The following is a 22,141-nucleotide window of genomic DNA, read 5'->3' on the forward strand; positions in this document are numbered from 1 at the left end:
AAAGACGTCGATTAACAAGCGGGCGAACCATCTATCTCTGCCAGCGAGGTCGCGATCTTTGTGACGGGCGCACATTTCCACACAGCCTACGAACTCTATGCCCATGTTCTTGTCGCTGAGGCGAGTGGGCTGGCTGAGGAAACAATCGCAACCATCGCAGCCGGGCAATGTCCGGTGGACCTGACGCACCAGCAAGCGGCAGCATACGATGTCGCTTCCGCGCTGGTATCGGGGAGGCTTCTTCCCGATCTGGTCTATCACCAGGCGGTGAAAACCTTCGGCGCGGATGGCGCCGCCGAACTCATTTACCTGACCGGCCTTTACAGCCTCGTATCGGTGATATTGAACGGCTTCGACGTGCCGGTACCGGAGAGCAGGAATGACCTCTGAACACGCCAGTGTTGCGCTGAAGTAGCTGTGCTGGCGATCGCGTTGCTGGCGTGCTGACGATCCCATTGCCCGCGCCGTTCAGGTTTATCGGCCCAATATAAGACTGGACCGCCCTGAACTCGAATAGCGTCTATGACGTTGCAACAGCAACCGCGAGGAAGCGACGTTCATCAAATCTAAATCGGGACGTTTGAGCTGCCTCGCGCAGTCCTGAATAGGGTCTCCGGCGGCACGACGCCGCACCTTTGTCAGGCTGCTTAGACCCGAGCGCGCCAGTCCCCCTAACTGGCAGAATGACGCGGTCGGATGTCACGACTGGTATGCCGGCATGATCAGGGGAAGAATTATTTTCCCCCGGGATAGATGAGCCGTCGGGCTGCGGATTGCCTCAACTTGCCTTTTCAGCATCCCCGTTACCGCAAACTCAGCGCCGGTCACCAACGCAGCAGCATCGGACGCCAGGAAGACTGCGATTGGTGAAATATCCTCCGGCTGCAGCCAGCCTACCTGGAGCGGCACGGTCGGTGCACGCGCTTCCCAAGCCTCCTGCGCGGGATTAGCGGTGGGCGTTCTATTCGATTGCTCGATCGCAGCCCGAAAGCGCTGCTCATTGTAAGTTAGTGGGGTGCCGACCAAGCCGGGCAATATCGCGTTGACCGTGATGTTGTGCTGACCAAGCTCGAGCGCCGCGGATTTCATCAGGCCGAGAATGCCCCATTTCGAGGCGGAATAACTCGCGCCATCTTTGGTCCCCATCCTCCCCTGCATAGATGAAAGCAGGATGAGGCGACCATAGTTGCGAGCAACCATTCTGGGACCGAAAGCGCGTATGGTATTGGCCGTGCCGTTGAGATTGTTTTCAATCTGATCCCGCCAATCCATGTCATCCATTTGCATCAACCTTGGATCGCTGCATTGGCGACCACAATGTCGATCTTCCCGTAGTCACGTTCGACCTGGTCCGCGACCCGGCGTAGCACCGCGATGTCGCGGATATCAGCCTTCACAGCCGCTCCGCGGACCATATTGCTGGATCTGCGCAACAGTCTCCGAAAGCTCCTTGTCCGTCGCGGGAAGCGCATCTGCCGTGGGGCTCACCGGACCCTGTCGAGCGCGATAACGTCCGCACCGTTTGCAGCAAATTCGACCGCGATGGCGCGACCGATGCCGCGAGCGATTCCGGTAACGACCGCGACCTTGCCCGACAGGGTCGAACCCCGGCCGGGTAGGATCGGGCCAGCAGACCTGCCCTTGGGTGGTGTCGGATAAGGACCAGGTACGGGCTCGGCAGCGGGCGCATGCGCCATTGGTGCTGACGAAGCCGCGCTGGCCTGGCTGCTGGATGCCAACGTGGCAATCGCAACCCCGCTGCCTAAAAGCAAGGTGCGGCGGGTGGTGGCCCCGGTTCTCGCCTTGTTGCGTTCCATCTCGTTTCCTTTCAAAGCCTCATAAGCCGCAAGTTTCTTCGCGACCATCGGAGCTCCGAACCGATCACGAAAGAGCCGGGTGTCGGTTTGATCGGATCCGTCCTGCCGTGGCGGCCGGAAGCGCCAGTCAGCAAGGGGCAGCCGCCTGGCTGCGCGAGTAGGCAGTGGGCGTGAAGCCGGTCAGCTTGCGGAAGGTGGCCGTGAACGCGCTGGTCTCGCTGAAGCCCACGGTGAGACCTATTTCTGTCACCGACATCGCAGATTCAACGAGCAGCACCATTGCCCGTTCGATGCGACGCGTGACATGGTACCGATGAGGCGGCACGCCGAATGAACGCTTGAAGGCTCTGGCGAAATGATATGTGCTTAGGCGCGCGAGTTGGGCGAGATCCGAAAGTGATATCGGTTCTGCGAGATGCTCTTCAATGTGGGCAGCAACCACTCGTTGCTGCCATGCGGCAAGACCGCCGCGGACAGGAGTGTCGGCTTGCGAAGCCGCTTGATCGAGGCGGCATAGCTCACGGGCAAGCACGACGGCCAGCGCCTCAAGATACGATGCATCGCCTGCAGCGGCCCTTTCGACGACTTTTCCGAGATTGAGCGCCAGCGCCAGGAGCACCGCATCCTCGAAGAAGAGCCGCGGCATCGGCACATCGGGGTTCGGTACCTGGGCCGGATCGAAATACACGAAAATGATCCGCGTAACGCCCTGCGCCTCATGCCAGTCGTGATAAGCATGATTCGCAGGCACGAAGCTTGTTCTCCCCGTCCGGTCCTTCAAGCCAGATCGTGGCAGACCGTCCACAAAAGTCTCGCCTGCGCGCCGAACGCCTTGCTCCCAAACGGCGAGCAGATGCACGGGGGCGTTGAAATGGTACTCGGCTCTGATGTCATCCCTGGTCTCGACGATCTCGGCGATCATGCCGCCGCAGGTCACGACTCGCCGTGTGGCCGCATAGGCCGGGGATATCTCGACAAGCGGACCAACAAGCCCGTTACATGTGACTGTATCGAGTTGGCCAGCGACGTGCGCCGTCTCGCGTCTGCTGGAAAGGCTTCTCGGCATCGGCCGCGACGGCAGTGCTGGAGGCAAAACATCGCGACCAGCGGTGGCAAATGGCTCACGCTTCGAGAGTGACGAGTCTAACAGCATTAGCGCACCTTGCGGGTTGGACACCTTTATTCCGTGCCGTGCGCTTTAGTTACGTGAGACCTGCGAACCTCTCCATCGTACACCGGTAAACGCTGGTAAAATCTCGGTTTGGCGAGCCTATACTTGTGTATGATTGTTCCCAAGTCACTGGGTGTGATCGACTGTTTTGGCCGCAGATCTGGCAGCGAGCCATCGCACCGGAAGCGTTTTGCTCACCGGGTTAAAGCCGAACCGGCATGTGTCCGAAACCAAAGAACCTTGTTGAGTGAAGCGCGCGAATTCGGCACTCTCGCCTGACTACCGAACGCATGCCATCTCAAGCTTGGCGGCAAGCCGGCTGTTGCCTCAGAGTTGGGCGGTCCCATACCGGGCATCGCCCGAGGAGATGGACACCGCCTGGGAGCCGGCGCCTTCTTGGGCGGGCACGGAGAACCGAAAAATGGCCCCTCGAGGTTCGTTCGCCGCAGCCGACAGCTCGCCGCCATGCCGTTCGACAATGGTGCGCGAGATAGACAGCCCCATGCCGAGCCCTCCAGACTTGGTGGTGTAGAATGCGTCGAACAGCCGCTTCAGACTTTGCGGGTCCATCTGGGGACCAGTGTCGCACACCTCAACGAGAATCGCCGACGGCTCCGCTCGGCAGGTTCTGATCAGCAATTCTCGTGAGCCCTCGCGAACGCCAGCCATAGCCTCGATAGCGTTGATAATCAGGTTGAGCATGACCTGTTGTAACTGGACCCGATCCCCACGGATGGGCGGCAATCCCTCCGTAAGCTCCAGCCGAAGCTGAGCGCCATTTGCCAGGACTTGCCGTCGAGTGAGGGCCACGACTTCGAGCATCAAGCCGTTGACATGGAGGAGCTCAGAGCGCCGAGGTGATTTCATGAACAGGGCACGAATGCGCTGAACGACTTCCGAAACCCGGGTCCCTTCATTGACGATGCTGCGGAGAGCATGTCGCGCTTCCTCGAGGTTCGGCTGCAGACCACCCAGCCAACGCAAGGCGGCTTGTGCATTCGTGACCACAGCGGCAACCGGCTGATTCACCTCGTGCGCAATTGAAGCAGTGAGTTGGCCCATGGTTACCACTCGGTTTGCATGCGCGAGTTCGGACTGGAGCCGCTCACGCTCGATCATGCTGTCCTTCAGAACCTGGACCGCGGCAGCCATCTTGCCGACCTCGTCGCTGCTGTCGATCCTTGGCACCTCGACGGCGGTGAACCCCTTGGCGAGCGTGGTTATTGCTTCCGTGAGCCGCCTTATGGGCGCGGCAATGGACCGGGTGATAAGCAGGGCCATCACCGCCGCTATGACCAACGAGGCTGCGCAGCCAAGCACCGTTGTCGCATATGCTGCCTTAAAGGCCTTTCGCTGAGTGACGTCTCGCCCTGCAAGGAGCTCCACCTCAGCTTTCTCGATCTCCTCGGCTTCCGCGTGAATAAGATCGATCAAGGTTCTGCCAGCCATTGACCTTTCAATGGCACGCGCACCCTCCTGCCCCTCGGGCGTTGCCATGAGAGCAATTTCCCGCTCCCCAACGCTTGATCGCCATTTCTTCTCCAGATCATCAAGCGTGTTGAGCCGACTCTGCTGGGAAGGGCTGTCTTTAGTTAAATCCTTCAGCTTGCTTATTAATACCTCGTATCTAGCATTGCTCTGGCGGGAAGACTCCAGAAACCTGTCGTCACCGGTAAGTACGTAGCCGCGGAGGTTCGACTCCTGATTCAGCACGGCGTGCCTTGCTGCGCTGAGGCTGAGCATTACGTCGGTGGTATGGATGCGCCAATTTTTGGCTTCCTCGACTACTAGAAGCCGGTCGTAAACGACTGCGCTGCTCACAAAAATGGTCGCAAGCACCACGATAAACGCCGCTAGCAGCTTGCTTAAAATCGGCAGGTTTGCCAAAGCGGACACACAAACTCCTCCAGGCCGCGGCGAACCCTTCGGGGGCCTCACTTCAGATTCTACAGTCCGGCCGGGGCATATGCACGTCGATTCTCCCGTCAAGCCCTTCAGAACACGGCAGCGAGCCCCAAGGAGGTCATGGCCTGTGGCCCTTGCTCATGTCCGTTCCAAGATGACGATGCAGGATAGCATCATAACCAGTTGAGCGCGGGCTTCACCTTCGCTGGGGTAAACGGCATCGAACGGAGCCGCGCGCCGGTCGCCTCGAAGATGGCATTGCCGATTGCGGCGGGCACAACCGCGCAGGCCGGTTCGCCGCCGCCCCATGGTGGTTCGTTCGGTCGATCAATCAGATCGATCACCACGTCGGGAACTTCGGGAAAGGTCAGGATCGGATAGGTGGCCCAGTCTAGGCTGGTCACCATGGCGTGGTCGAAGGTCACTTCCTCCTTCAGTACTCGGCTCACCGTCTGCACGATGCAGCCTTCGATCTGATTGCGCAGTCCGTCCGGATTGACGATCTGGCCGCAATCATGCGCGATATAGAAGCGCTGGACCGCAATCTCCCCTGTCTTTCGGTTGATACGCACCTCTGCGACGGCGCCAACATAGGTACGGACCAGCTCGTATTTGACGTAGGCGAGGCCGCGCCCGGTAACGACGTGCGCGCTCCGATCGGGCTGTGGCCGCGCACGCCAGTTGCTAAGCGTGGCGAGTCGCTCCAGAAGCTCATTGCCGCGCCGGTCGTCGAGATGTTCGAGGCGGTATTCCAGTGGATCGGCGTGCAGTTCCGCGGCGATCTCATCCATGAAAGACTCGTTCGCAAACGTGTTTTGCAGTCGTCCAGGAGAACGGATCCAGGACGGCTTGAGCGGCGTCGATTCGAGCCGATGCGCGGTCGTCTTCACGTTCGGAAAGGTGTACGGGATGGCGAGATCGTTGAGGACGCCGCCCGGACTAAGCTGGCTCAGATCTTTCAGCCCGGCAAGACCGGCGCCGACAAGCTCCACTAACGTGGGGCCGCCTTGAGGAATAAACAGCTCGGATTCCCATGCGACGAGCTCATGACCCTGATTGATGCCGGCACGCATGTCGAGGAGAGTGGGCGGCCCTTTCGGATCCCAGCCATGCTCGTCGGCGCGCATCCATTGGACTCGGACCGGACTGCCTACGGCCCGCGCCAATAGGGCCGCGTCCGCCGCCGCGTCCTCGTGGCCGTTGCGTCCATAGCAACCGGCGCCTTCGACGTAGACACAGCGCACCTTTGCGTCCGAAAGCTCGAGCATCGCCGCCAGCTGCTTGCGAAGATTGTGTGTGGCCTGGGAGGCGGTCCAGCAGGTGACAGCGCCTTCGCTAAAGGACGCGACCGCACAGGAAGGTCCGATGGAGCCATGCGTCTGTATAGCAAAATCATAAGTCGCCGAGAGTTTGCGTGGCGTCACCGCCATCGCCGATGCCGACGAGCCCACATTGCTCAGGACATCGTCATGGACAATCCTCGTGTTGCGGACGTGTTCCCAGAGCTGCGTCTGGTCAGGCAGCCCTTCCCATCTCGACCAAGTCACGGTTAGTTGCTGGGCCGCCTTGACCGCGCTCCATTCGGTCTCGGCGACGACGCCGAGAAAGTTACCGAGGCGGACTACTCGGACGATGCCAGGGATGTCGCTTATTGACGACTCCTCATATGAGATGAGCTTCGAGCCTATCCCTGACGGCCGGATGACGCGGCCGTGCAGCATGCCCGGGAGTTTGAAATCCTGCATGTAGGTGAATCGTCCATTTACCTTTTGCGGAATATCGAGGCGCGCGACCGGCTTTCCAACGATCGTATATTCGGAGACTCGTTTTTCGGGAGCGTTCGGATCGACGTCGATGGCGAGCGAGTCGCCGCTGACGAGCTGACCGATCGGGATCTCTTGGCCGTTGGAGGCTCTCACGACCCCGTCCTGGACCAAGACCGACGAAAGCTCAACCTCAAGGTCCGCAGCTGCCTTTCGGAGAAGCGCCTGACGCGCGGTAGCCGCCGCTCGACGCAATTGCATTCCACCTCTCTCGATGGAATAGCTGCCGCTCGTGGTTCCCTGGTCCGGCGTTAGCGCCGTGTCGCCCTCAATGATCGCAACTTGGCTCATCGGGACATCGAGCTCTTCTGCCACGATCTGCGTCAGGGCTGTGCGCACCCCTGTCCCAAGGTCGACCTTGCCCGAGTAGACTGTGACCTTGCCGTCATGGTCGATGGCAAGGAAGCCTTCGACGCGGTCGGGCGATACGCTCTTCTGCGGCGCGGCCGTTTGAGCCCTTGCCCGCTCGGGGACAACACCAAAGGTGACAATGAGAGCCCCGGCCGCAAGCAGCACAGAGCGCCGGTCCATGATAACGGTCATGACATCCTCCTCATAGGCCAGCCGCCCGCCTCACTGCGCGGACGATGCGCAAATGCGTGCCGCAACGGCAAAGATTATTCGCCAATTCCTGCTTGATTTCCTGGTCGCTAGGCTTTGCTTTGCGCCGCAGCAGTGCCGCGGACTGCATGATCATCCCGTTGATGCAATATCCACATTGGACGGCCTGCTCATCTATGAAGGCCTGTTGCAGGGGATGGGGGTCTGCATCGGAGCCGAGCCCCTCGAGAGTGACGACGTTGCTGGCTCCAACCGAAGAGAGTGGAGTTACGCACGACCGCGCTGCTTCGCCGTCGATCAGCACGGTGCAAGCCCCACACTGACCGAGGCCGCAGCCGAAGCGCGGTCCACGCAGCCCAAGCTCGTTTCTGAGCACATAGAGCAGTGGAGTATCGGGATCGGCGATGGTGACCGATTCCATCCTGCCGTTCACGTTTAGGACTGTCGCAGCCACGTAGTAAGTTCCTCTACCAGTCTTGGGCAACACGGATGGTCGGACTGAGTGTAGATATCGTTCGGCGGATATCTTTGTCCGTATTGTCGCGATTGGTTCGATCTTGCCCTGAACGCTCTGGCGGCAGCACTCGGCCTGCGCTCGCGCTAGCCTCGAGTTTGCAATGTCGGCTCAGGATCGTGACGGGGCACCATGAATTCTGGTCCAATCGGATGCTTGATGTCGCGCAACGGATGCGACAATTTCTGCCATGTTGCTCGCCTCCAACTGCTGGTCACCCGCCGGGTCGACAGGCTGCAACTGGTCTGGATGTCGAGCAGCCCACAGCACGGGTGAATGCGGTGGTGATGAAGGCGGAACGACGGCGGCCGCTCTCCGGCGTGCGCCAGCACGTGGCACCCGGCAGCGTCGCGGCGAACGGCATCTTGGAGACCGTGCCTGGATGCTTCCGCGGGCGTCGGAGACGAATGCGTAACGCCGCGCAGGCCGCGGAGGGCCTACCGCACCGAACACTCGACATGCGTGTGCATCGCCAACGTATCAACTCGAACCAGCTTCACTGCTTGGCAGTGCCTGCGTCCTTGGCTGCCAGACCGCCGATCGCCGACCAGTCGAGCTTGTCGCCGCCATGCGCGAACAAGGTAAGAAAGCGGTCACGCAAGAGGCTTGCGAGCGGCAGTGGCACGCGCAAGTCCTCGGCGACGGCCAGCACGAGCCGAATGTCCTTGTACCCGAGCGGCGCGGCAAAGCCGGCCGGCTCAAACGCCTCGTCGGCGACGAGTGCGCCATAGGTTTTGTAGACGGGCGCGCCGAAGAGTGTTGATGTTAGGATGTCGAGATATTGATGCTTATCGATCCCGCCTTTGCCGACAAGCGCCAAGGCCTCGCCGAGCGACTCGAACACGGAGGCAATCAAAAAATTACCGCTCAGCTTGACGAGATTGGCCGCTTTCGGCGTTTCGGAGACGACGAACGTTTTCTGGCCGATCGCGTCGAAGAGAGGTAAAGCCATTTCGATGACGTCCGGTAGGCCCGCGGCGATCACAAACAGTTGGCCGGCGGCTGCGACATTTGGCCGTCCGAACACAGGCGCTGCGATGAATTGCTGACCGGCTTCAGCGTGATCGGCCGTCAGCCGCTCGGAAAGGGCGACGCTGATCGTGCTCGCCGAAATATGGACGGCAGCCTTCGGAAGGTTCGCCAGTATGCCACCATCCCCATAGACCGCGCTCTCGACCGCGTGATCGTCCGCTAGCATCGTAAATACGACTTTAGCCTGGCACGTATCCGAGACCTGGCTTGCGGCACGGGCGCCCTTACGGCAGAGGTCCTCGTCCTTACCTGGGGTCCGATTGTATACAGTCACATCGTGGCCCGCCTGGAGGAGGTTCCCGGCCATGGCAGCGCCCATGTGCCCCAACCCGATGAATCCAACTTTCATTTGCGTATCCTTTCATGGCCAAATGATTGAACCCAGCGCATCCGCTTCACCAACTCCGCTTCTGTTTGTCATGGCCTTTTCTTGCCCTCGTGAATTCGGTGCCAATAGGGCCACTCGGATTCGGGGCGGCGCGGCGGAGCTCGAAGTAGAAGCGCCCAGAACACTGACCGGTTGTCTCCGCCGGAGTGCCGAAAGGGCTCCGCATGGGGAGGGCGCATGCGATGCCTCAGCGGTTTGCGGGACACTGCCATGGAGTGCGGCCATTGTCCTGGGCACCGCGATCTTCGCCGACTGGAACGTCGTGGTATTCTCAGAACGCCGCTGTTATTTCGATTTCGCCCGAATACTCGGGGCGCCAGCTACATCATTGGAACGGATCACCCTCCCTCGTTTCAACTGCCCGACGAAGCGGCGCCGGGTTTGAGAAGGTTCTCGAGTGAACGGGACTTAATCGGCAATGGCGAGGCCGGAAGCTGGCCCATCTACGCGGCCATCAGTTGTGGCCACCTGGTAAGACTAGCGGGAACACCATCGCATCGATGGAGCGCGCGCTGCGCAAGTCTTCTCGACAGTCCTCAGGAAACTGGATTGGAGCTCGAGAGTCCCAGCCGCTCCGAGATGCGCACGAGGTCCGCTAGAGTACGAACCTCCATTTTTCGCATGACATGCCCGCGATGAATCTTGACTGTGATTTCGCTGAGACCCAGCTCGCCTGCGATCTGCTTGTTCATAAGGCCCTTGGTGACGAACGACATGACCTCCCTCTCCCGCGATGTCAGCGTTTGGTAGAGGGCCTTAGTGGCTGCGGTCGATTGCTCCTCGTCACATCTCTTGCGGTCACGTTCCAGAGCCGCGAAGACCGCGTCGAGCATGTCTTGATCCCGGAACGGCTTGGTCAGAAAGTCGACCGCCCCTGCCTTCATGGCCCGCACCGACATGGGTATGTCGCCGTGCCCTGTCATGAAAACGATAGGGATAGGGATGCCTGATCTCGCCAACTGGCCCTGGAAATCTAGGCCGCTCACGCCGGGAAGGCGAATATCAAGAACAATGCAGCTCGGCGCCTCAAGAGGTTTGCTCTGCAGGAACTCGGAGGCAGAAGCGAAGCTTTCGACCTGCAGTCCGACCGACCTGAACAGGTTGCTTATGGCTCCCCGCAAGCCGGCATCATCGTCTACGATATAGACAATGCTCGGAGTGGAGATCGAATTCCCGTTGGTTCCGGCGGTCATGAATTGCCTCCTGAAATCAATCGCGGACCGGATGCCGTTTCCCTGACGACGTGAAAATGGCAAATGGAGCGTCAGAGACGATACCGATATTACCCCGGTTGATTTCACCTCGACAAGAAGGGCCGGCTAATCCCTTTCGCAAGCGATCTTTGCTGCCGGTCGGGTCAGCAACTTGGCTCGGGAGGTATGTCGAAAAAGTCACTCCTCGGCGGACAGCACTCTGCACATCGATGTGCCCGCCCCACTGATCGACGGAAGCTTTGACCATTGGCAATCCGAGCCCAGCGCCTTTGGCTGCGGGCTTTGCGGAAAAGAACGGCTCAACCACTTGTGCCTCGACCTCCTCGGTGATGCCGCAACCACTGTCGCCGCCGCTCGTACCTCGATCGCCGGGCTGAACTGCCGGCCGACGGCCCGAGCTATCTCTGATAGCGATTTCGCATATCGACCTTGGTCGAAGTCTTTCGGCCGTAGCAGATCCGGCCTGCTGCCAACTCCAATTTTTTCGGTCGCCTCGCAAATCTCGCTCCATTCCAGTCATTCGTCCCGCCTTTCAGTTGCGGTACCGGCCACAAGGGCCCTTTGCGCTACGGATGACGTGTTTCATTTGGCCTGCTCTCGCTCTGCGCATTTACCGCCTTACTTACACATTCCAGCATTTCAGTGCCATCGAAGGGTTTGCTGAAGAAGGCCAGAGCTCCCGCGGCAAAGGCTTGGCAGCGGTCCCGCTCTTCTGGGTAAGCGGTGATGAAAATGATCGGCCTTGTATAGCGTCGTGCCAGAAGCGCATCCTGGAGCTTGAGACCTGACATCCCAGGCATCTGCACGTCTGTGATAACGCAATTCACCTGGTTCAGGCGAGCCGAATCCAGAAGCTCCTCGCCTGACGCGAAGGAGATAGCCTCATACCCGGCCGAACGCATCAGATTGGCGGTTGATGTCCGGACCGCACCATCGTCATCGACGATGGCAATCAAAGGGATTTGAGGCACTTCATTGTCTTTCTGATCCGTCCGAAGGGATCCCTCTGTCTGTCCCCCTCTATATCCCGACAATACAAAAATCTGCACTGCTTAGGAACCATACAAAGGTTTGCATCAGCTGGAGATGGCCATGATAGCAACGACATGGGCGCCATATCGGCAACACGAACTCCGTGGACAGTAATACCAAAGTGTGCGGCCACCCATATCAAGAGATGATCCCTGTTAAACTCATACAGAATGGAGAAAATCTCAGAGAGTTGTAGTTTCGGTCCATGTCAGTTGAGGTCAACTGAAGCCAGTTCGGTAGCCCATTCGGATTTGTTCGGGAACCACGGCATCGTGATTGATGATGGGCAGGAATTTCAGGAGCTACTCCAATGCAGCAAGCGCGTGCGTCTGAGTCTCATGTTGGTCGATCAGGGCAAGAGTACCTGGCTCCTCAGCGTCGTCCGGCGCCAATTGTCCGCGTCAGGGGAGCACATGCATCCGACTCATCAAGTTCATCCCCGGACAGTCCAGACCTGGCAACCTCGTCGGAGTTCTCGATTATTCTCGGGCATCTCGACCTTCTCCTTTCCGTAGCTGGATTGCCGACAGCTCGTCCGACCGGCGACGGCCGGTTCGCCGGCGATGCCACGGCGGCCGGCCTGCTAAGACCGGCCAGCAGAATCCAGCAACCTGTCGATCCGATCGTCGAACAGCTGTCGCAGGCGCTCGAGGCTGCCGAGTGCAGCCAGGACGATTTCGCCTGCCTCTATGCAGATTCGCTCCGCCTCGCCCTTGTCGCTCGGTTGCTTGTCTTGCAGTCCGATCCCGCATACCGGGGGAACCAGCGTTCGGCCCAGCCACAGAACACACTCCCCATGTGGCGCCTCAAGCGCACCGCCGAGTATATCGAGGCAAATCTCGGAGAAACGATTACCTTGAGCGACATGGCTGCGGTGACCGGACTCAGCCGGATGCACTTTGCTGCCCAATTCCGGGCTGCAACAGGGATACGTCCGCACGAATTTCTTCTACGGCGACGTATCGAACGTGCCAAGGAAATGCTCGCCAAAACCCAAACGCCGCTGGTCGAGATTGCCCTCAGCATAGGCTTCCAGACGCAATCCCATTTTAGCGTCGTCTTCAAACGTTTCGTCGGCGAGACGCCGAACCGTTGGCGTTCAATCAATTCGGGAGTGACCCGTGAGCGAACTTCCGGTCACGGGATGCTCGCCACTTCCCACACCTGATCGCAACCGGCCTCTCCTGTGGATCGATCGCAGGAGAATGGCGAAGAATGGCCAAGGAGACCGAAATGAAGAGCAAGCTCAAATTTTGGCAGGTTTTATCGATCGTCACGGCAATCATCACCCCGGCCTGTGCGGCAGGGTCCTCGCTGACTGCATCGGCTCAAGGCGGCGAAACCGCGGCGGCGGTCGTTGCCGACCAGATCCGCAGTCAGGGTTTCCCCTGCAAGGGCCCGATCTCGGCGGAGCGTCTCGATGCCGAATCTGTACCCAATGAAACCGCTTATCTGCTGCGGTGCGACGCCAGGGCTTATCGGGTGCTTCTCATACCTGATCAGGCTGCCATCGTGACGAGCGTGGGTTGAGGCACCTGAACTCACGCAGTTGCCCGACTAATCAATTGGATTCTCCGGACCTCGGGCCGCAACCAGCCGCGGCACCAGAGCTCCAGCCATCCTCAGTCTCGGCTGGTTGTCCGTCCATCAGAAGGAAGATAAGCCATGGTTAAGTACATCAACTCCCGTCAATCTGGACCACAAGCTTACCGGTTGGGGGTCAAGGCGGCCGTCCTCGGGTCGGTTGCACTGCTTGGTGGGACACTGGCGTTCCATGAACTCGGCTTTTCAAGACAGGCCGATACGGCGCAAGCCGCCGAACCTGCAGCCCCACCCGACGGCTTTGCCAACATCGTGGCTAAGGTCAGACCGGCTGTCCTGTCGGTGCGCGTGATAATCGACGAGACCCGAGAAACTGCAAGCACAGATGAAGGCAAAAGCCCGGCCGTGTCGCCTGGTTCAGCCTCGTCAGGTGAACACGAAGTGATCCTCGGCGAGGGATCGGGTTTCTTCATCTCGGCAGATGGCTACGCGGTAACCAACAACCACGTGGTTAATCATGCCGAGGCCGTCGTAGTGGCCACCGGCGACGGCAAGAGCTACAAGGCCAAAGTCGTCGGCACGGACTCCAAGACTGATCTCGCCCTGATCAAGGTTGACGGGCACGATTTTCCGTACGTCAGATTTGCCGACCGACAACCGCGCGTTGGTGATTGGGTGATCGCGATCGGCAATCCGTACGGTCTCGGCGGCACTGTCACTTCTGGCATCGTTTCCGCAGAAGGACGAGACATCAATGCCAACCCGTATGACAACTTCATTCAGATCGATGCTCCGATAAACCGTGGCAATTCCGGTGGCCCGGCCTTCGATACCGACGGCAATGTGATCGGTGTCAATACGGCCATCTTCACGCCCTCAGAAGGCTCGGTCGGAATTGGCTTCGACATTCCGGCGGCTACCGTGAAAGCGGTTGTCGCTCAACTCAAGGACAAGGGATATGTGACGCGCGGCTGGCTCGGCATTCATGATGAACCGATCGTCGCGGATATCGCCGCTGCGCTTGACTTGAGCAAGGCGAGAGGCGTTCTTGTCGATGATGTGGAGCCTACTGGCCCTGCAATCAAAGCAGGGGTGAAGCCGGGGGATGCCATCACGGCCGTCAATGGTGCGCCGATTGATGACCCCCTAGACCTGGCACAGAAGATCGGCGAAATGGCGCCGGGGACTACGGTGTCATTAAGTATCCATCGCGATGGCGAGGCCAAGGACCTGAACATCAAGCTGGGAACCATGCCGGTCGACCGCCAGCCACAGGTCACCGCACCAACCGAGAGCAGGGTTGGCACCCCCAACAAGCAAGATCTTGGGTTCGTGCTAGCGCCTGCAAACCAGACTGCGGGCACCAGAAAGCCGGGAGTGATGGTCGTTGCCGTCGATCCCAACGGTCAGGCAGCGGAGCGTGGGTTGCAGGCTGGCGACATCATTCTCGAGGTCGGCGGCAAGACGGTCTCGAACCCTGACGATGTCCACACGACTCTTGCATCGCTCCGCAACAGCGGCAAGGCAGCCGCGCTGGTACGGATCAAATCGGGCGATGCCATCCGGTTCGTGGCGCTGCCTCTCACAAACATTTAGCGAGTCATCCAAATCAGACATATCTGCAATTTATCGCATCGCCTATCGACGTCGTGAACGACACTGCCTCGCTTATAAGCGCGGCCTTCCCATAGTAGACACGCCATCGACCACCATGTCCTGTCCGGACTAGCCCAGCGTCTTCTGATAGCAGCCACGCGATGGTTCCTGCAACATCTTCATGCATTTCAGAGACGGGTGGTCGGGCGCCTACCTGGCGCGTGGGGCGGAGGCGGTCTCATCACTTTCCGGGGGCAGCGTGAACTGAAAGACGGCACCCCGCGGTTGGTTCGCACTGGCCCACAGCCGTCCGCCATGGGCTTCTACGAGCGACCGGCAGATTGCCAGACCCATGCCCATGCCGTCCGGTTTGGTCGTGTAGAAGGCATCGAAAACGCGGTCCAGGCTCTGAGGGTCCAATCCGGGACCGCTATCGCACACTGCCACGCGTATCCCCCCATCCGTCTCTATCTCGGTGCTGATCCGCAGGTTCAGTTCCCCTTTGGTAGTGCTGCTCATCGCCTCGACGGCATTCATGATCAGGTTAAGGAGCACCTGTTGCAGCAGGATACGGTCGCCACTAACCGGCGCCAGATCCCTCGCGAGCTCAGCCTGTAACGAGACGCGCTGCCGCAGCACTTCACTGCGTGTCAAGGCAATCACGTCCCGAACGGCTTCGTTGAGGTCGAACCGATCTTTCCGTGGCGGTGCTTTTTTGACGAGAGCTCGGATACGACCGATGACATCGCCGGCCCGGTTGCTGCTTTTCACGATTTCATCGAGTGCGAGCCGCACTTCCTCCACGTTAGGCGGTTGGCCCGCCAGCCACCGCAACGCCGCCTGAGCGTTGGCGAGCGTTGCGGTGATGGGCTGGCTGACCTCATGTGCGATCGAGGCCGTGAGTTGCCCCATGGTGGTGACGCGGTTGACTCGTGCGAGTTCCGCCTGAGCAGTTCGCAAGGCTTCAGAGATCATAATGAGGTCCGTAAGATCGCGTACGACCACAAGTGCGGCTTCGACGCGGCTGGAATCCATCCGCAACGGCGTATACGACATGGCAAGGTAGCGTCGCCCGAGCGAGGTCGTGAACCACTCCGTGTAACGTACTTCTTCGCCCTCGAAACACCGATCCAAATGCGGTTTGATGGTCTGTTCAAAGGCCGCGGCCCCCAAAAGGTCAGCCACATGCTTCCCAATGCACATGTGGACCGGCACTCCCCAAAGTCGCTCATAAACCGGATTTACGCGTCGATATCGGTGGTCTTTCCCCACCATGGAAATGGCGTCGGGTGAGCTTTCAAATACCTGGGCGGCCAGATATTCTGCGCGTTTGCGTTCTGCGATGTCTTCGCAGACAATCAAGATGACGGGCACACCCTTCATCAGCATGGCTCTGGCAGTTTCGCGAACCCAGAGCACCTCGCCGCTCTTACGGAGCTTGCGCAGCTCCCAACTGGCGACTTTGCCGAGTTCGTCGAGGCACCGCGTCATGTTACGCTGCGCTTCAGCTCGATCAGCTTCATGGAATATCTTCAGTGCGGATTCACCCACCAACTCGTCGACCCGGTAGCCAAGTTGCTCGGCTCCGTAGGGATTCACGGACAGGACGGTCCGGGTGGCACCGATCATGAAATACATAGTCGGATTATGCTCGAATACTCCTCTCCACTTTTCTTCGTTTTCCCGAAGTGCTTCCTCAGCATGCTTGCGCTTGGTAATGTCCGTAAGTGTCAGTAACACACGGTCGAGCTTGGAAGATCCGGGTGGGAGTGTGACCGCCAAAAGGACCGTCCGTCGGTCCCCTTTCAGTGTTTGAAGCGTCGTTTCGGCTGAAAAAAGGGAGAGCCCTTCTGCGATTGCGATCAGTCCCCCGGCAAACGCGTCCATCGTTTCCGGTGTTTCCGGGGTAAATACGGCATCGAGCGAATCGAGGAGCTGGTTCTTGCTCTCGGCGTTGAACAGGTCGATCGTGGTGTCGTTCACGTCGATCACCTTCACCAGCGAAATGCATTGTCGTACAAACTCCGGATGTGAAGCGAAATAGGCACGGAAGTCTTCGACGCCCTTGGCCTTGAGCTCGTCTATTGCGGCTTTGATCAGAGAGAAGTCCTCTTCCAATATCGATACGCCTGCCGTCCGGAAGATGCTCTTGTACCGTCTCTCGCTCTCGCGCAGCGCCTCCTCTGCGCGCTGGCGCCCGGTGATGTCGTTGTTAGTCTCCAAAACGGCAACAGGATGGCCTCCTCCGTCCCGCTGTAATGCCCATCGGCTGGCTACTGCGACCTGCGTTCCGTCGCGCTTCGTATGAATGAGTTCGCCTTCCCAACCGTTGCTGCGTAGCAGCTCGGCGTTGATCTCTTCAAGCGGCGCCGGAAAGATCGTTTGCATAAGCTGGTGGCACACGTTTCCTACGGCTTCGTAGCTCGTCCATCCGTACAGGCTCTCGGCAGCGCGATTCCAATAGGTGATCCGATGACGCATATCGCGCACCAAAATGGCATCGTGCGAGAGCCCAAGGAGGCTGGCCTGCTCGCGGACTGTTTCTGCCGCTGATTGGCCATGCACGACGAGCAGGGCGGTCACCCCGATAACGCCGATACTGACTAAGAGGTTGACGACACCAGGAGTGTCCGGCGCTTCGGGTGCCGATAGAAAATAGCTCAATAAGGTGAGCCCAATACAGCCCGCGGTAATCATTGTGAGGCCCCACACGCGGCAGAACCTGGTAGCCATCAAGACAACAGCAACATAGAAAACCCCCACCGGGATGTCAGCCTGCGTGGCCGTATCCGCAACGAAGATTGCTGTCGCAAGCGCGCCGCTTATAGCAAAAGGTAGCGTCTTGCTTGCCCGCCGAAGCGGGTGCGACTGGTTAATCATCTTGGCTGTCGCTTGGCGCTCTGCGATCACCGGAAATTCCACAGAGCGCTAGATGCCGAGAGTTTGCAATGGACAAAATGAGTGCTGGCGCCTTCAAGGCTGGCGGCTTCAGGCTGCGGACCATGGTGAAGAGGTGCTCAAGTTCTGCTCGGCGGGCCGCATAGGCATAATCTGGCAGGATAGCTCTCAGTGTGATGGAGTGGCGGAGCGGGACAGAACCGACTAGTCAGTTCAACACGTTGGCTGACCCGTCCGGCTGGCCAATATGGCTAGCGCTTGGTCGGAGCTTAGCTCGCTGTCGTTCACAGCGCTATGCGAATTTTGCCGTGTTTGTTCCTGGCTTGCCAGTTTTGGCGTCGCTTGAGGTTCTCGGCACTTCCCCTTCTTGTCCGCGTTGCATTGAACCATGCCGATGGTATCCCAGGGGGACCAGCGAGGATCACATCAAGGAAGCGCGGCATCCGCAGTGTTTCCACTCGGCTCACGTGACCGCGGCACAATAGGCGACGCGAACCGAGGGAGGCCCTCCGATAGAATGCTCCACGGAGTATTTTCCCTGGCGTGTTCCCAGCACGTATTCGAACAGAAATAGTATTGTGAGGGTCGCCGATTGAACCTAGATTCGCAATTGATACAGAGCATTCATCTACCTCATCTCGTCACCACACCGGTAACTTACTTGTGCAGTCGAATTGATGCTCGCGCCGACGGCACATTTCCCATTCAGCGATCGACGGTCGCCGGGGCGGAACGCTCCATTTGTAGAGCAAGAGCTTCAATTCAACGTCAGCCAGAATTTACAACGTCTGGGATATCGCTCCAGTGTATGACGGTTTGCGCGACCTATCTGCTCAGGTCGCAGGCCATATACCTTCGTATTCCTGCACTCACCCGGATTTTCTTGTTTGCACGGCCGTCGCAAACCCGCTTGCGACAGCCGTGCAAAACGATCACTCAAGCCATCTCATAGGCAATGCGCGTAGTACAAGAAGGGAAAATCGTAGCGGCGGGGGTATTGGCAGGAGGCGTACGGGCCCCAATACTGATTGTCCCGGCGATCCCGTTCGAAATGCCGCTCCGCAACGCGGTCATGGCCCGTTGCGACTGCATGGTTGACGCCAAGATTGCCGACCACGGCACGGCTGCCAGCAATGCTACCAAAGGCATGAGCGCCATCTCCAAGGCCGTGGCCACCGCCAAAGCCATGGCCGCCGCTGAAGCCGCCACCCATGCTGTGACCACCGCCATGGCCACCGCCATGGCCGCCCCCACCGCCATGGCCGCCGCCACCGCCGCGGGCCATCGAGACTGTTGCCGTACCGGTTGCAAGGGCCGCCCCCAAGGCCAACGTCGCCAATATTGCTGTTACTTTTCTCATGATAAACTCCTGATCTAGACGCTCTCGGAGAATTCCGAAAGCTGCCCTGGATATAGATGCAGGAGGCCTTTATTAAATAATACGTTGTGGTTACCTTGCCTATACAAGCGACCATTACTTCAACGAATCCCGAGATTATTACAGGAGTTTAATCCGGGGAAAATTTGGACGCGTCTCCGGCCTGCGATTGGGAAGACGAGCGAGCGCATTATTCACATATCGGAATCGAGACCGAAGGCCCCGTCCGGGTGGCTGAAATTTTGATCGGCCGATCGCCGACGAAATATATTCGCGCCATCGGCGCGGGTCGACGAGGTGATGACAACCGAGGTTGCACCTTCGCCTCCCGGTGCCTCGGTGTGGCGGATATTGTTGGACTGACGACCCGTCATGACGTCGAGGCTGTGAGCCCGTCGGCATCATCACGCGCACGGACCGCTACCCGCCCTGGTTCGCATCCAGACGCAATCAGGCGCCATAGCTGCGGACGACGGGCTCATCGTGGCCGAGCTGCAGAGCCAGGCTGGCGCAACGGGCACTTTGATAGAGTTACAGGTCGACGAGGGCGTCGTCGAATTGAGCGGTACAATGTTTGACGAGCGCCCTGAACCGGCACGATGCGAGCCAACAACCAAACATTGTTCCGCAGGATGCGGCAGCCCGGGAGGCACCGCAGATCTGCTAGGCCTCACGTGGTTCCTCGCCCAGTTTCCGATGTGCACGAAGGCGCGCGGATCTGACGGCGCGCGGCTAGCTGTGGGACACCACGTGCTGGAGCATAGGCGGCGGCTTCAGGGCATCGATCTGAGCTTGCCTTTTCATGCGGTTTCGCTCGGCGCCTAGAAGCTCTTCCTCGCCTGTAAGGCCGTTCAGGAAAAGCTTCAGGACGTGGGATGCGAGTGTCTGTGCCTGCGGGCTATTAAGCGGGATATCCCGCTCTTGGACCACACCATGACTCCACCTGCATATTGAGTCATTAAGAAATGACAGAGCAGGCCGACTTGGTCCGAAATGGTACTGCGTTCGCAAAACGTTCACGGCCCGCGGAGGTTCGAAGGTGGCAATCTTTCCTCCCGAGACTTGCCGTTAACAGCCCGCTCCGTCGGCTATCAGCGTGAGCGGGCTATTCGCCCAGCTGACAAGGTCTTGATCGCGCGACGGAAGACCCGCCGGGCACATGCCGCACGGCTTTCACCACAATCATCCTGCCGCCGCAGAGTACCGTCGGAGGGATTGTTTCCTCATCGAGCCACATTTTGTAGTTCGCTCTTGCGGCTTTCGTCTTGGAGATCCCTGACATCCCCGATCCGTTGACCGTAGAACTCATCCCGCTTGGCAAGGAAGCAGCAGCATGGCGAAGTCAGCTGCCGGCCAGAGAGACCGTTATGCGACCTTCCTCTGGCAGGCCAAAGCCGGTCAGTCGAACGACGATCGCGGCTACATCAGGAACTCATTCCATTTGTGGTCAGCGGCTCTTTGGGCTGCCATCGGTCTCCGCCGAGCTGAGCGCGTCGAAGTCGCCCTTCGAGATGCCCCGGGAGTGGTGAAGGAACGCCGCGAGCGCCCAGATGCTTTGATCCGGAAGCTGGTCGCCCCAAGCAGGCATGGCGGTTCCAGGAATGCCATTCTTGATCTTCCCGAACACTTGCGCGGGATCGTTCCGCCGACCGGCGCGCAGCAGGTTCGGGGGCTCGGGCTTCAGTCCCTGTACGCTTGCGGGCACGCCCGGAGAACCATGACACGAGACGCAATTCTGCCGGAATAGGCGGGCTCCAGCCTGTTCTGCCTGAAGAGTCTCGAGATTGGCAGGAATTTCCACCTGGCCGGCCGGGACAGGGGAAGCCCGAGAGCCATTCATGTACAACAGAGCTTGGCCCGCCCCAGCAATCACGACGACAGCGATGCCAAGGGTTCGGCCCAAACGATTTACATCTCGAAAAAATCCTTACTCATGCGGGGATCGGTGTTCGCTCGAGGGGGCTACAGCGCCACATGTCTGCCGGGTAGGCGGCCCAGAAACTTGCCCGGTCGATCAAGATACAGGCAGACCACCGGTAAAGCGTCAGGAGTTGCGACAGCGCCAGGCCACCCACGATGGCGTAGCCGAGTGGCTGGCGTATTTCCGATCCCGCGCGCGCCGGTGCCAAGCATCATAGGCACGCCGCCGAGAATGGCTGCCGTTGCGGGCATCAAGATCGGCCTGAAATGATGTAGGCCCGGTAGATTGACTCCTGCGGATTCAGTCCTTCGTTGCGCTCGACCTCGGGCGTCAGCCTCGGAACATGACTGCGTATGTAGAACGGCGCCGTCGGAGTGAGACAGGAGTCGATCCGATCGAAAGGAGTCTCCAGATTTGTTGGCTCCCGCTGTCGGATGATCAGCCTTGCCGAAGAATATCGCGTATTGTTCATAACCCTTTCCGATTGTTCCATCATCGTCTCCTAGGGTCGGCGGGCGTCATCCGACTGCTGTGCACGTTGAGCCGGCGCTTGGGAGTTTGACCGAGCGACACTCATTCAGCTGGCGCGGCTGGCGCAGCTGGGGCCTGCGCGCCTATTCGATCCTCGCGGGCTAGCCGCCTCAGTCCCAAATGCACGAAAGCGGCGACCACAGCACCGATGACTGGTGCTATCGTATACAGCCACGCATCGGTGAAGTTTCCGGTCGCTACCATAGGGCCAAGAGCCCGCGCCGGATTGAACGGAGCGCCCGTCAAGGCTGCGGCCATGAGGATATTGAGCGTGACAGTCATTCCGATCGCTAGCGGCGCGAGGTTGCCGGCACGACCGGCCACAGCGGTGCTGAGCACGACAGTTACCAGGAAGAAAGCGAGCGCAGCGTCGATCACGAAGCCGGCTGCGGGCGTGATCGTGACCGTCGTCGCGCCTAGCACGAGACCGTGCGCCAGTTGCGGCATGCCGAGCCCTGTAGCCGTGCCGCCGAGCACGGCCAGCAATGCCAGCGCGCCGGCGATGCCGCCGACGAGCTGACTCACGATGTAGCCGAGCGCGTCGCCGACGCGCATGGCGCCGGCTGCGAGCACGCCGACGGTGACCGCCGGGTTCATGTGACCTCCCGAAATGCTGCCGTAAGCAAAGGCAAAGACCATGATGGTCAGGCCATGGGCGAAGGCAATCGCGGCGATACCGTTCAGGCCGGTTCCGTCGCCGACCACCGCAGCCGCGCCGGCGCCGATGAACACGAAGGCGAAGGTGCCGATGAACTCCGCAAGGAGCTTGGGGGCAATTGGTGTGGACATCGCTGATCTCCTGAGATGGGTTGGGCGCT

Annotated in this window: 17 protein-coding genes and 2 pseudogenes; 4 read left to right on the top strand and 15 right to left on the bottom strand. The window is 59.5% G+C overall.

All coding sequences use genetic code 11. The features are described from left to right. Positions 1–45: 45 nt before the first annotated feature. Positions 46–390, top strand: a pseudogene (locus tag C7I87_RS06045) (carboxymuconolactone decarboxylase family protein); the annotation flags it as partial. Between the two features lie 309 nt (positions 391–699). Here the strand turns inward: C7I87_RS06045 and C7I87_RS35840 are convergent. The 10 genes from C7I87_RS35840 to C7I87_RS06090 all read right to left on the bottom strand — a co-directional run bounded on the left by C7I87_RS35840 (position 700) and on the right by C7I87_RS06090 (position 11,381). Then, positions 700–1,281, bottom strand: a complete 582-nt coding sequence (locus C7I87_RS35840) for an SDR family NAD(P)-dependent oxidoreductase (RefSeq protein ID WP_246696201.1) — start codon at positions 1,279–1,281, stop codon at positions 700–702. A 203-nt stretch (positions 1,282–1,484) separates the two neighbouring features. Beyond that, positions 1,485–1,865 carry an SDR family NAD(P)-dependent oxidoreductase gene (locus tag C7I87_RS35845; protein WP_246696202.1) on the bottom strand — a complete coding sequence of 127 codons (381 nt, stop codon included), beginning with the start codon at positions 1,863–1,865 and terminating at the stop codon, positions 1,485–1,487. Positions 1,866–1,944: 79 nt separating this feature from the next. Continuing rightward, entirely contained in the window at positions 1,945–2,739 is a 795-nt protein-coding gene (locus C7I87_RS06055; RefSeq protein ID WP_188393747.1) for an AraC family transcriptional regulator, read from the bottom strand. Positions 2,740–3,315: 576 nt separating this feature from the next. After that, positions 3,316–4,884 (bottom strand): CHASE3 domain-containing protein, encoded by a 1,569-nt coding sequence (locus C7I87_RS06060; protein ID WP_149903356.1) that lies wholly within the window; start codon positions 4,882–4,884, stop codon positions 3,316–3,318. Positions 4,885–5,066: 182 nt separating this feature from the next. Next, the gene (locus C7I87_RS06065; protein WP_149903357.1) at positions 5,067–7,259 is read right to left on the bottom strand and encodes a xanthine dehydrogenase family protein molybdopterin-binding subunit; all 2,193 of its coding nucleotides are present in this window, start codon (positions 7,257–7,259) and stop codon (positions 5,067–5,069) included. A 10-nt stretch (positions 7,260–7,269) separates the two neighbouring features. Beyond that, positions 7,270–7,731, bottom strand: coding sequence for a (2Fe-2S)-binding protein (locus tag C7I87_RS06070; protein ID WP_281409042.1), 462 nt, complete (start codon positions 7,729–7,731; stop codon positions 7,270–7,272). A gap of 556 nt (positions 7,732–8,287) precedes the next feature. Beyond that, positions 8,288–9,172 (bottom strand): NAD(P)-dependent oxidoreductase, encoded by an 885-nt coding sequence (locus tag C7I87_RS06075; RefSeq protein ID WP_149903359.1) that lies wholly within the window; start codon positions 9,170–9,172, stop codon positions 8,288–8,290. A gap of 575 nt (positions 9,173–9,747) precedes the next feature. Beyond that, positions 9,748–10,404 carry a response regulator transcription factor gene (locus tag C7I87_RS06080; protein WP_149903360.1) on the bottom strand — a complete coding sequence of 219 codons (657 nt, stop codon included), beginning with the start codon at positions 10,402–10,404 and terminating at the stop codon, positions 9,748–9,750. Positions 10,405–10,420: 16 nt separating this feature from the next. After that, entirely contained in the window at positions 10,421–10,945 is a 525-nt protein-coding gene (locus C7I87_RS35850; RefSeq protein WP_149903361.1) for an ATP-binding protein, read from the bottom strand. 46 nt (positions 10,946–10,991) lie between these two features. Then, entirely contained in the window at positions 10,992–11,381 is a 390-nt protein-coding gene (locus C7I87_RS06090) for a response regulator transcription factor (protein WP_210250614.1), read from the bottom strand. Positions 11,382–11,767: 386 nt separating this feature from the next. Between C7I87_RS06090 and C7I87_RS06095 the strand changes: the two genes are divergently transcribed. The 3 genes from C7I87_RS06095 (at position 11,768) to C7I87_RS06105 (ending at position 14,595) form a co-directional block, all read left to right on the top strand. Then, a complete protein-coding gene (locus C7I87_RS06095; protein WP_149903363.1) occupies positions 11,768–12,625 on the top strand; it encodes an AraC family transcriptional regulator in 858 nt (285 codons plus the stop codon). 47 nt (positions 12,626–12,672) lie between these two features. Beyond that, positions 12,673–12,987, top strand: coding sequence for a hypothetical protein (locus C7I87_RS06100; protein ID WP_246696203.1), 315 nt, complete (start codon positions 12,673–12,675; stop codon positions 12,985–12,987). Positions 12,988–13,122: 135 nt separating this feature from the next. Beyond that, complete coding sequence (locus C7I87_RS06105) at positions 13,123–14,595, top strand: trypsin-like peptidase domain-containing protein (RefSeq protein ID WP_149903364.1); 1,473 nt, start codon at positions 13,123–13,125, stop codon at positions 14,593–14,595. A 210-nt stretch (positions 14,596–14,805) separates the two neighbouring features. Here C7I87_RS06105 and C7I87_RS35855 read toward each other — a convergent pair whose 3' ends face one another. From C7I87_RS35855 to C7I87_RS06125, 5 genes and pseudogenes are all read right to left on the bottom strand, one after another. Beyond that, complete coding sequence (locus C7I87_RS35855; RefSeq protein ID WP_281409044.1) at positions 14,806–15,954, bottom strand: ATP-binding protein; 1,149 nt, start codon at positions 15,952–15,954, stop codon at positions 14,806–14,808. Beyond that, positions 15,928–17,475, bottom strand: a pseudogene (locus C7I87_RS35860) (PAS domain S-box protein); the annotation flags it as partial. The gene C7I87_RS35855 and the pseudogene C7I87_RS35860, both read right to left, overlap by 27 nt. Before the next feature lie 964 nt (positions 17,476–18,439). Then, a complete protein-coding gene (locus tag C7I87_RS35130; protein ID WP_188393749.1) occupies positions 18,440–18,853 on the bottom strand; it encodes a hypothetical protein in 414 nt (137 codons plus the stop codon). A 1,465-nt stretch (positions 18,854–20,318) separates the two neighbouring features. Next, positions 20,319–20,672 carry a c-type cytochrome gene (locus C7I87_RS06115; RefSeq protein ID WP_188393750.1) on the bottom strand — a complete coding sequence of 118 codons (354 nt, stop codon included), beginning with the start codon at positions 20,670–20,672 and terminating at the stop codon, positions 20,319–20,321. A gap of 693 nt (positions 20,673–21,365) precedes the next feature. Continuing rightward, complete coding sequence (locus C7I87_RS06125) at positions 21,366–22,112, bottom strand: MIP/aquaporin family protein (protein ID WP_149903367.1); 747 nt, start codon at positions 22,110–22,112, stop codon at positions 21,366–21,368. Between the last annotated feature and the right edge of the window lie 29 nt (positions 22,113–22,141).

This window comes from Mesorhizobium sp. SARCC-RB16n (assembly GCF_008520305.1).
In the GTDB taxonomy this organism is placed as follows: domain Bacteria; phylum Pseudomonadota; class Alphaproteobacteria; order Rhizobiales; family Rhizobiaceae; genus Mesorhizobium.

Excerpts from the sequence above, each read along its gene's own strand:
- C7I87_RS35840 (WP_246696201.1), bottom strand. The coding sequence starts at position 1,281 with ATGGATGACATGGATTGGCGGGATCAGATTGAAAACAATCTCAACGGC.
- C7I87_RS35845 (WP_246696202.1), bottom strand. The coding sequence starts at position 1,865 with ATGGTCGCGAAGAAACTTGCGGCTTATGAGGCTTTGAAAGGAAACGAG.
- C7I87_RS06055 (WP_188393747.1), bottom strand. The coding sequence starts at position 2,739 with ATGATCGCCGAGATCGTCGAGACCAGGGATGACATCAGAGCCGAGTAC.
- C7I87_RS06065 (WP_149903357.1), bottom strand. The coding sequence starts at position 7,259 with ATGACCGTTATCATGGACCGGCGCTCTGTGCTGCTTGCGGCCGGGGCT.
- C7I87_RS06075 (WP_149903359.1), bottom strand. The coding sequence starts at position 9,172 with ATGAAAGTTGGATTCATCGGGTTGGGGCACATGGGCGCTGCCATGGCC.
- C7I87_RS06080 (WP_149903360.1), bottom strand. The coding sequence starts at position 10,404 with ATGACCGCCGGAACCAACGGGAATTCGATCTCCACTCCGAGCATTGTC.
- C7I87_RS35850 (WP_149903361.1), bottom strand. The coding sequence starts at position 10,945 with ATGACTGGAATGGAGCGAGATTTGCGAGGCGACCGAAAAAATTGGAGT.
- C7I87_RS06095 (WP_149903363.1), top strand. The coding sequence starts at position 11,768 with ATGCAGCAAGCGCGTGCGTCTGAGTCTCATGTTGGTCGATCAGGGCAA.
- C7I87_RS06100 (WP_246696203.1), top strand. The coding sequence starts at position 12,673 with ATGGCCAAGGAGACCGAAATGAAGAGCAAGCTCAAATTTTGGCAGGTT.
- C7I87_RS06105 (WP_149903364.1), top strand. The coding sequence starts at position 13,123 with ATGGTTAAGTACATCAACTCCCGTCAATCTGGACCACAAGCTTACCGG.
- C7I87_RS35130 (WP_188393749.1), bottom strand. The coding sequence starts at position 18,853 with ATGAGAAAAGTAACAGCAATATTGGCGACGTTGGCCTTGGGGGCGGCC.
- C7I87_RS06125 (WP_149903367.1), bottom strand. The coding sequence starts at position 22,112 with ATGTCCACACCAATTGCCCCCAAGCTCCTTGCGGAGTTCATCGGCACC.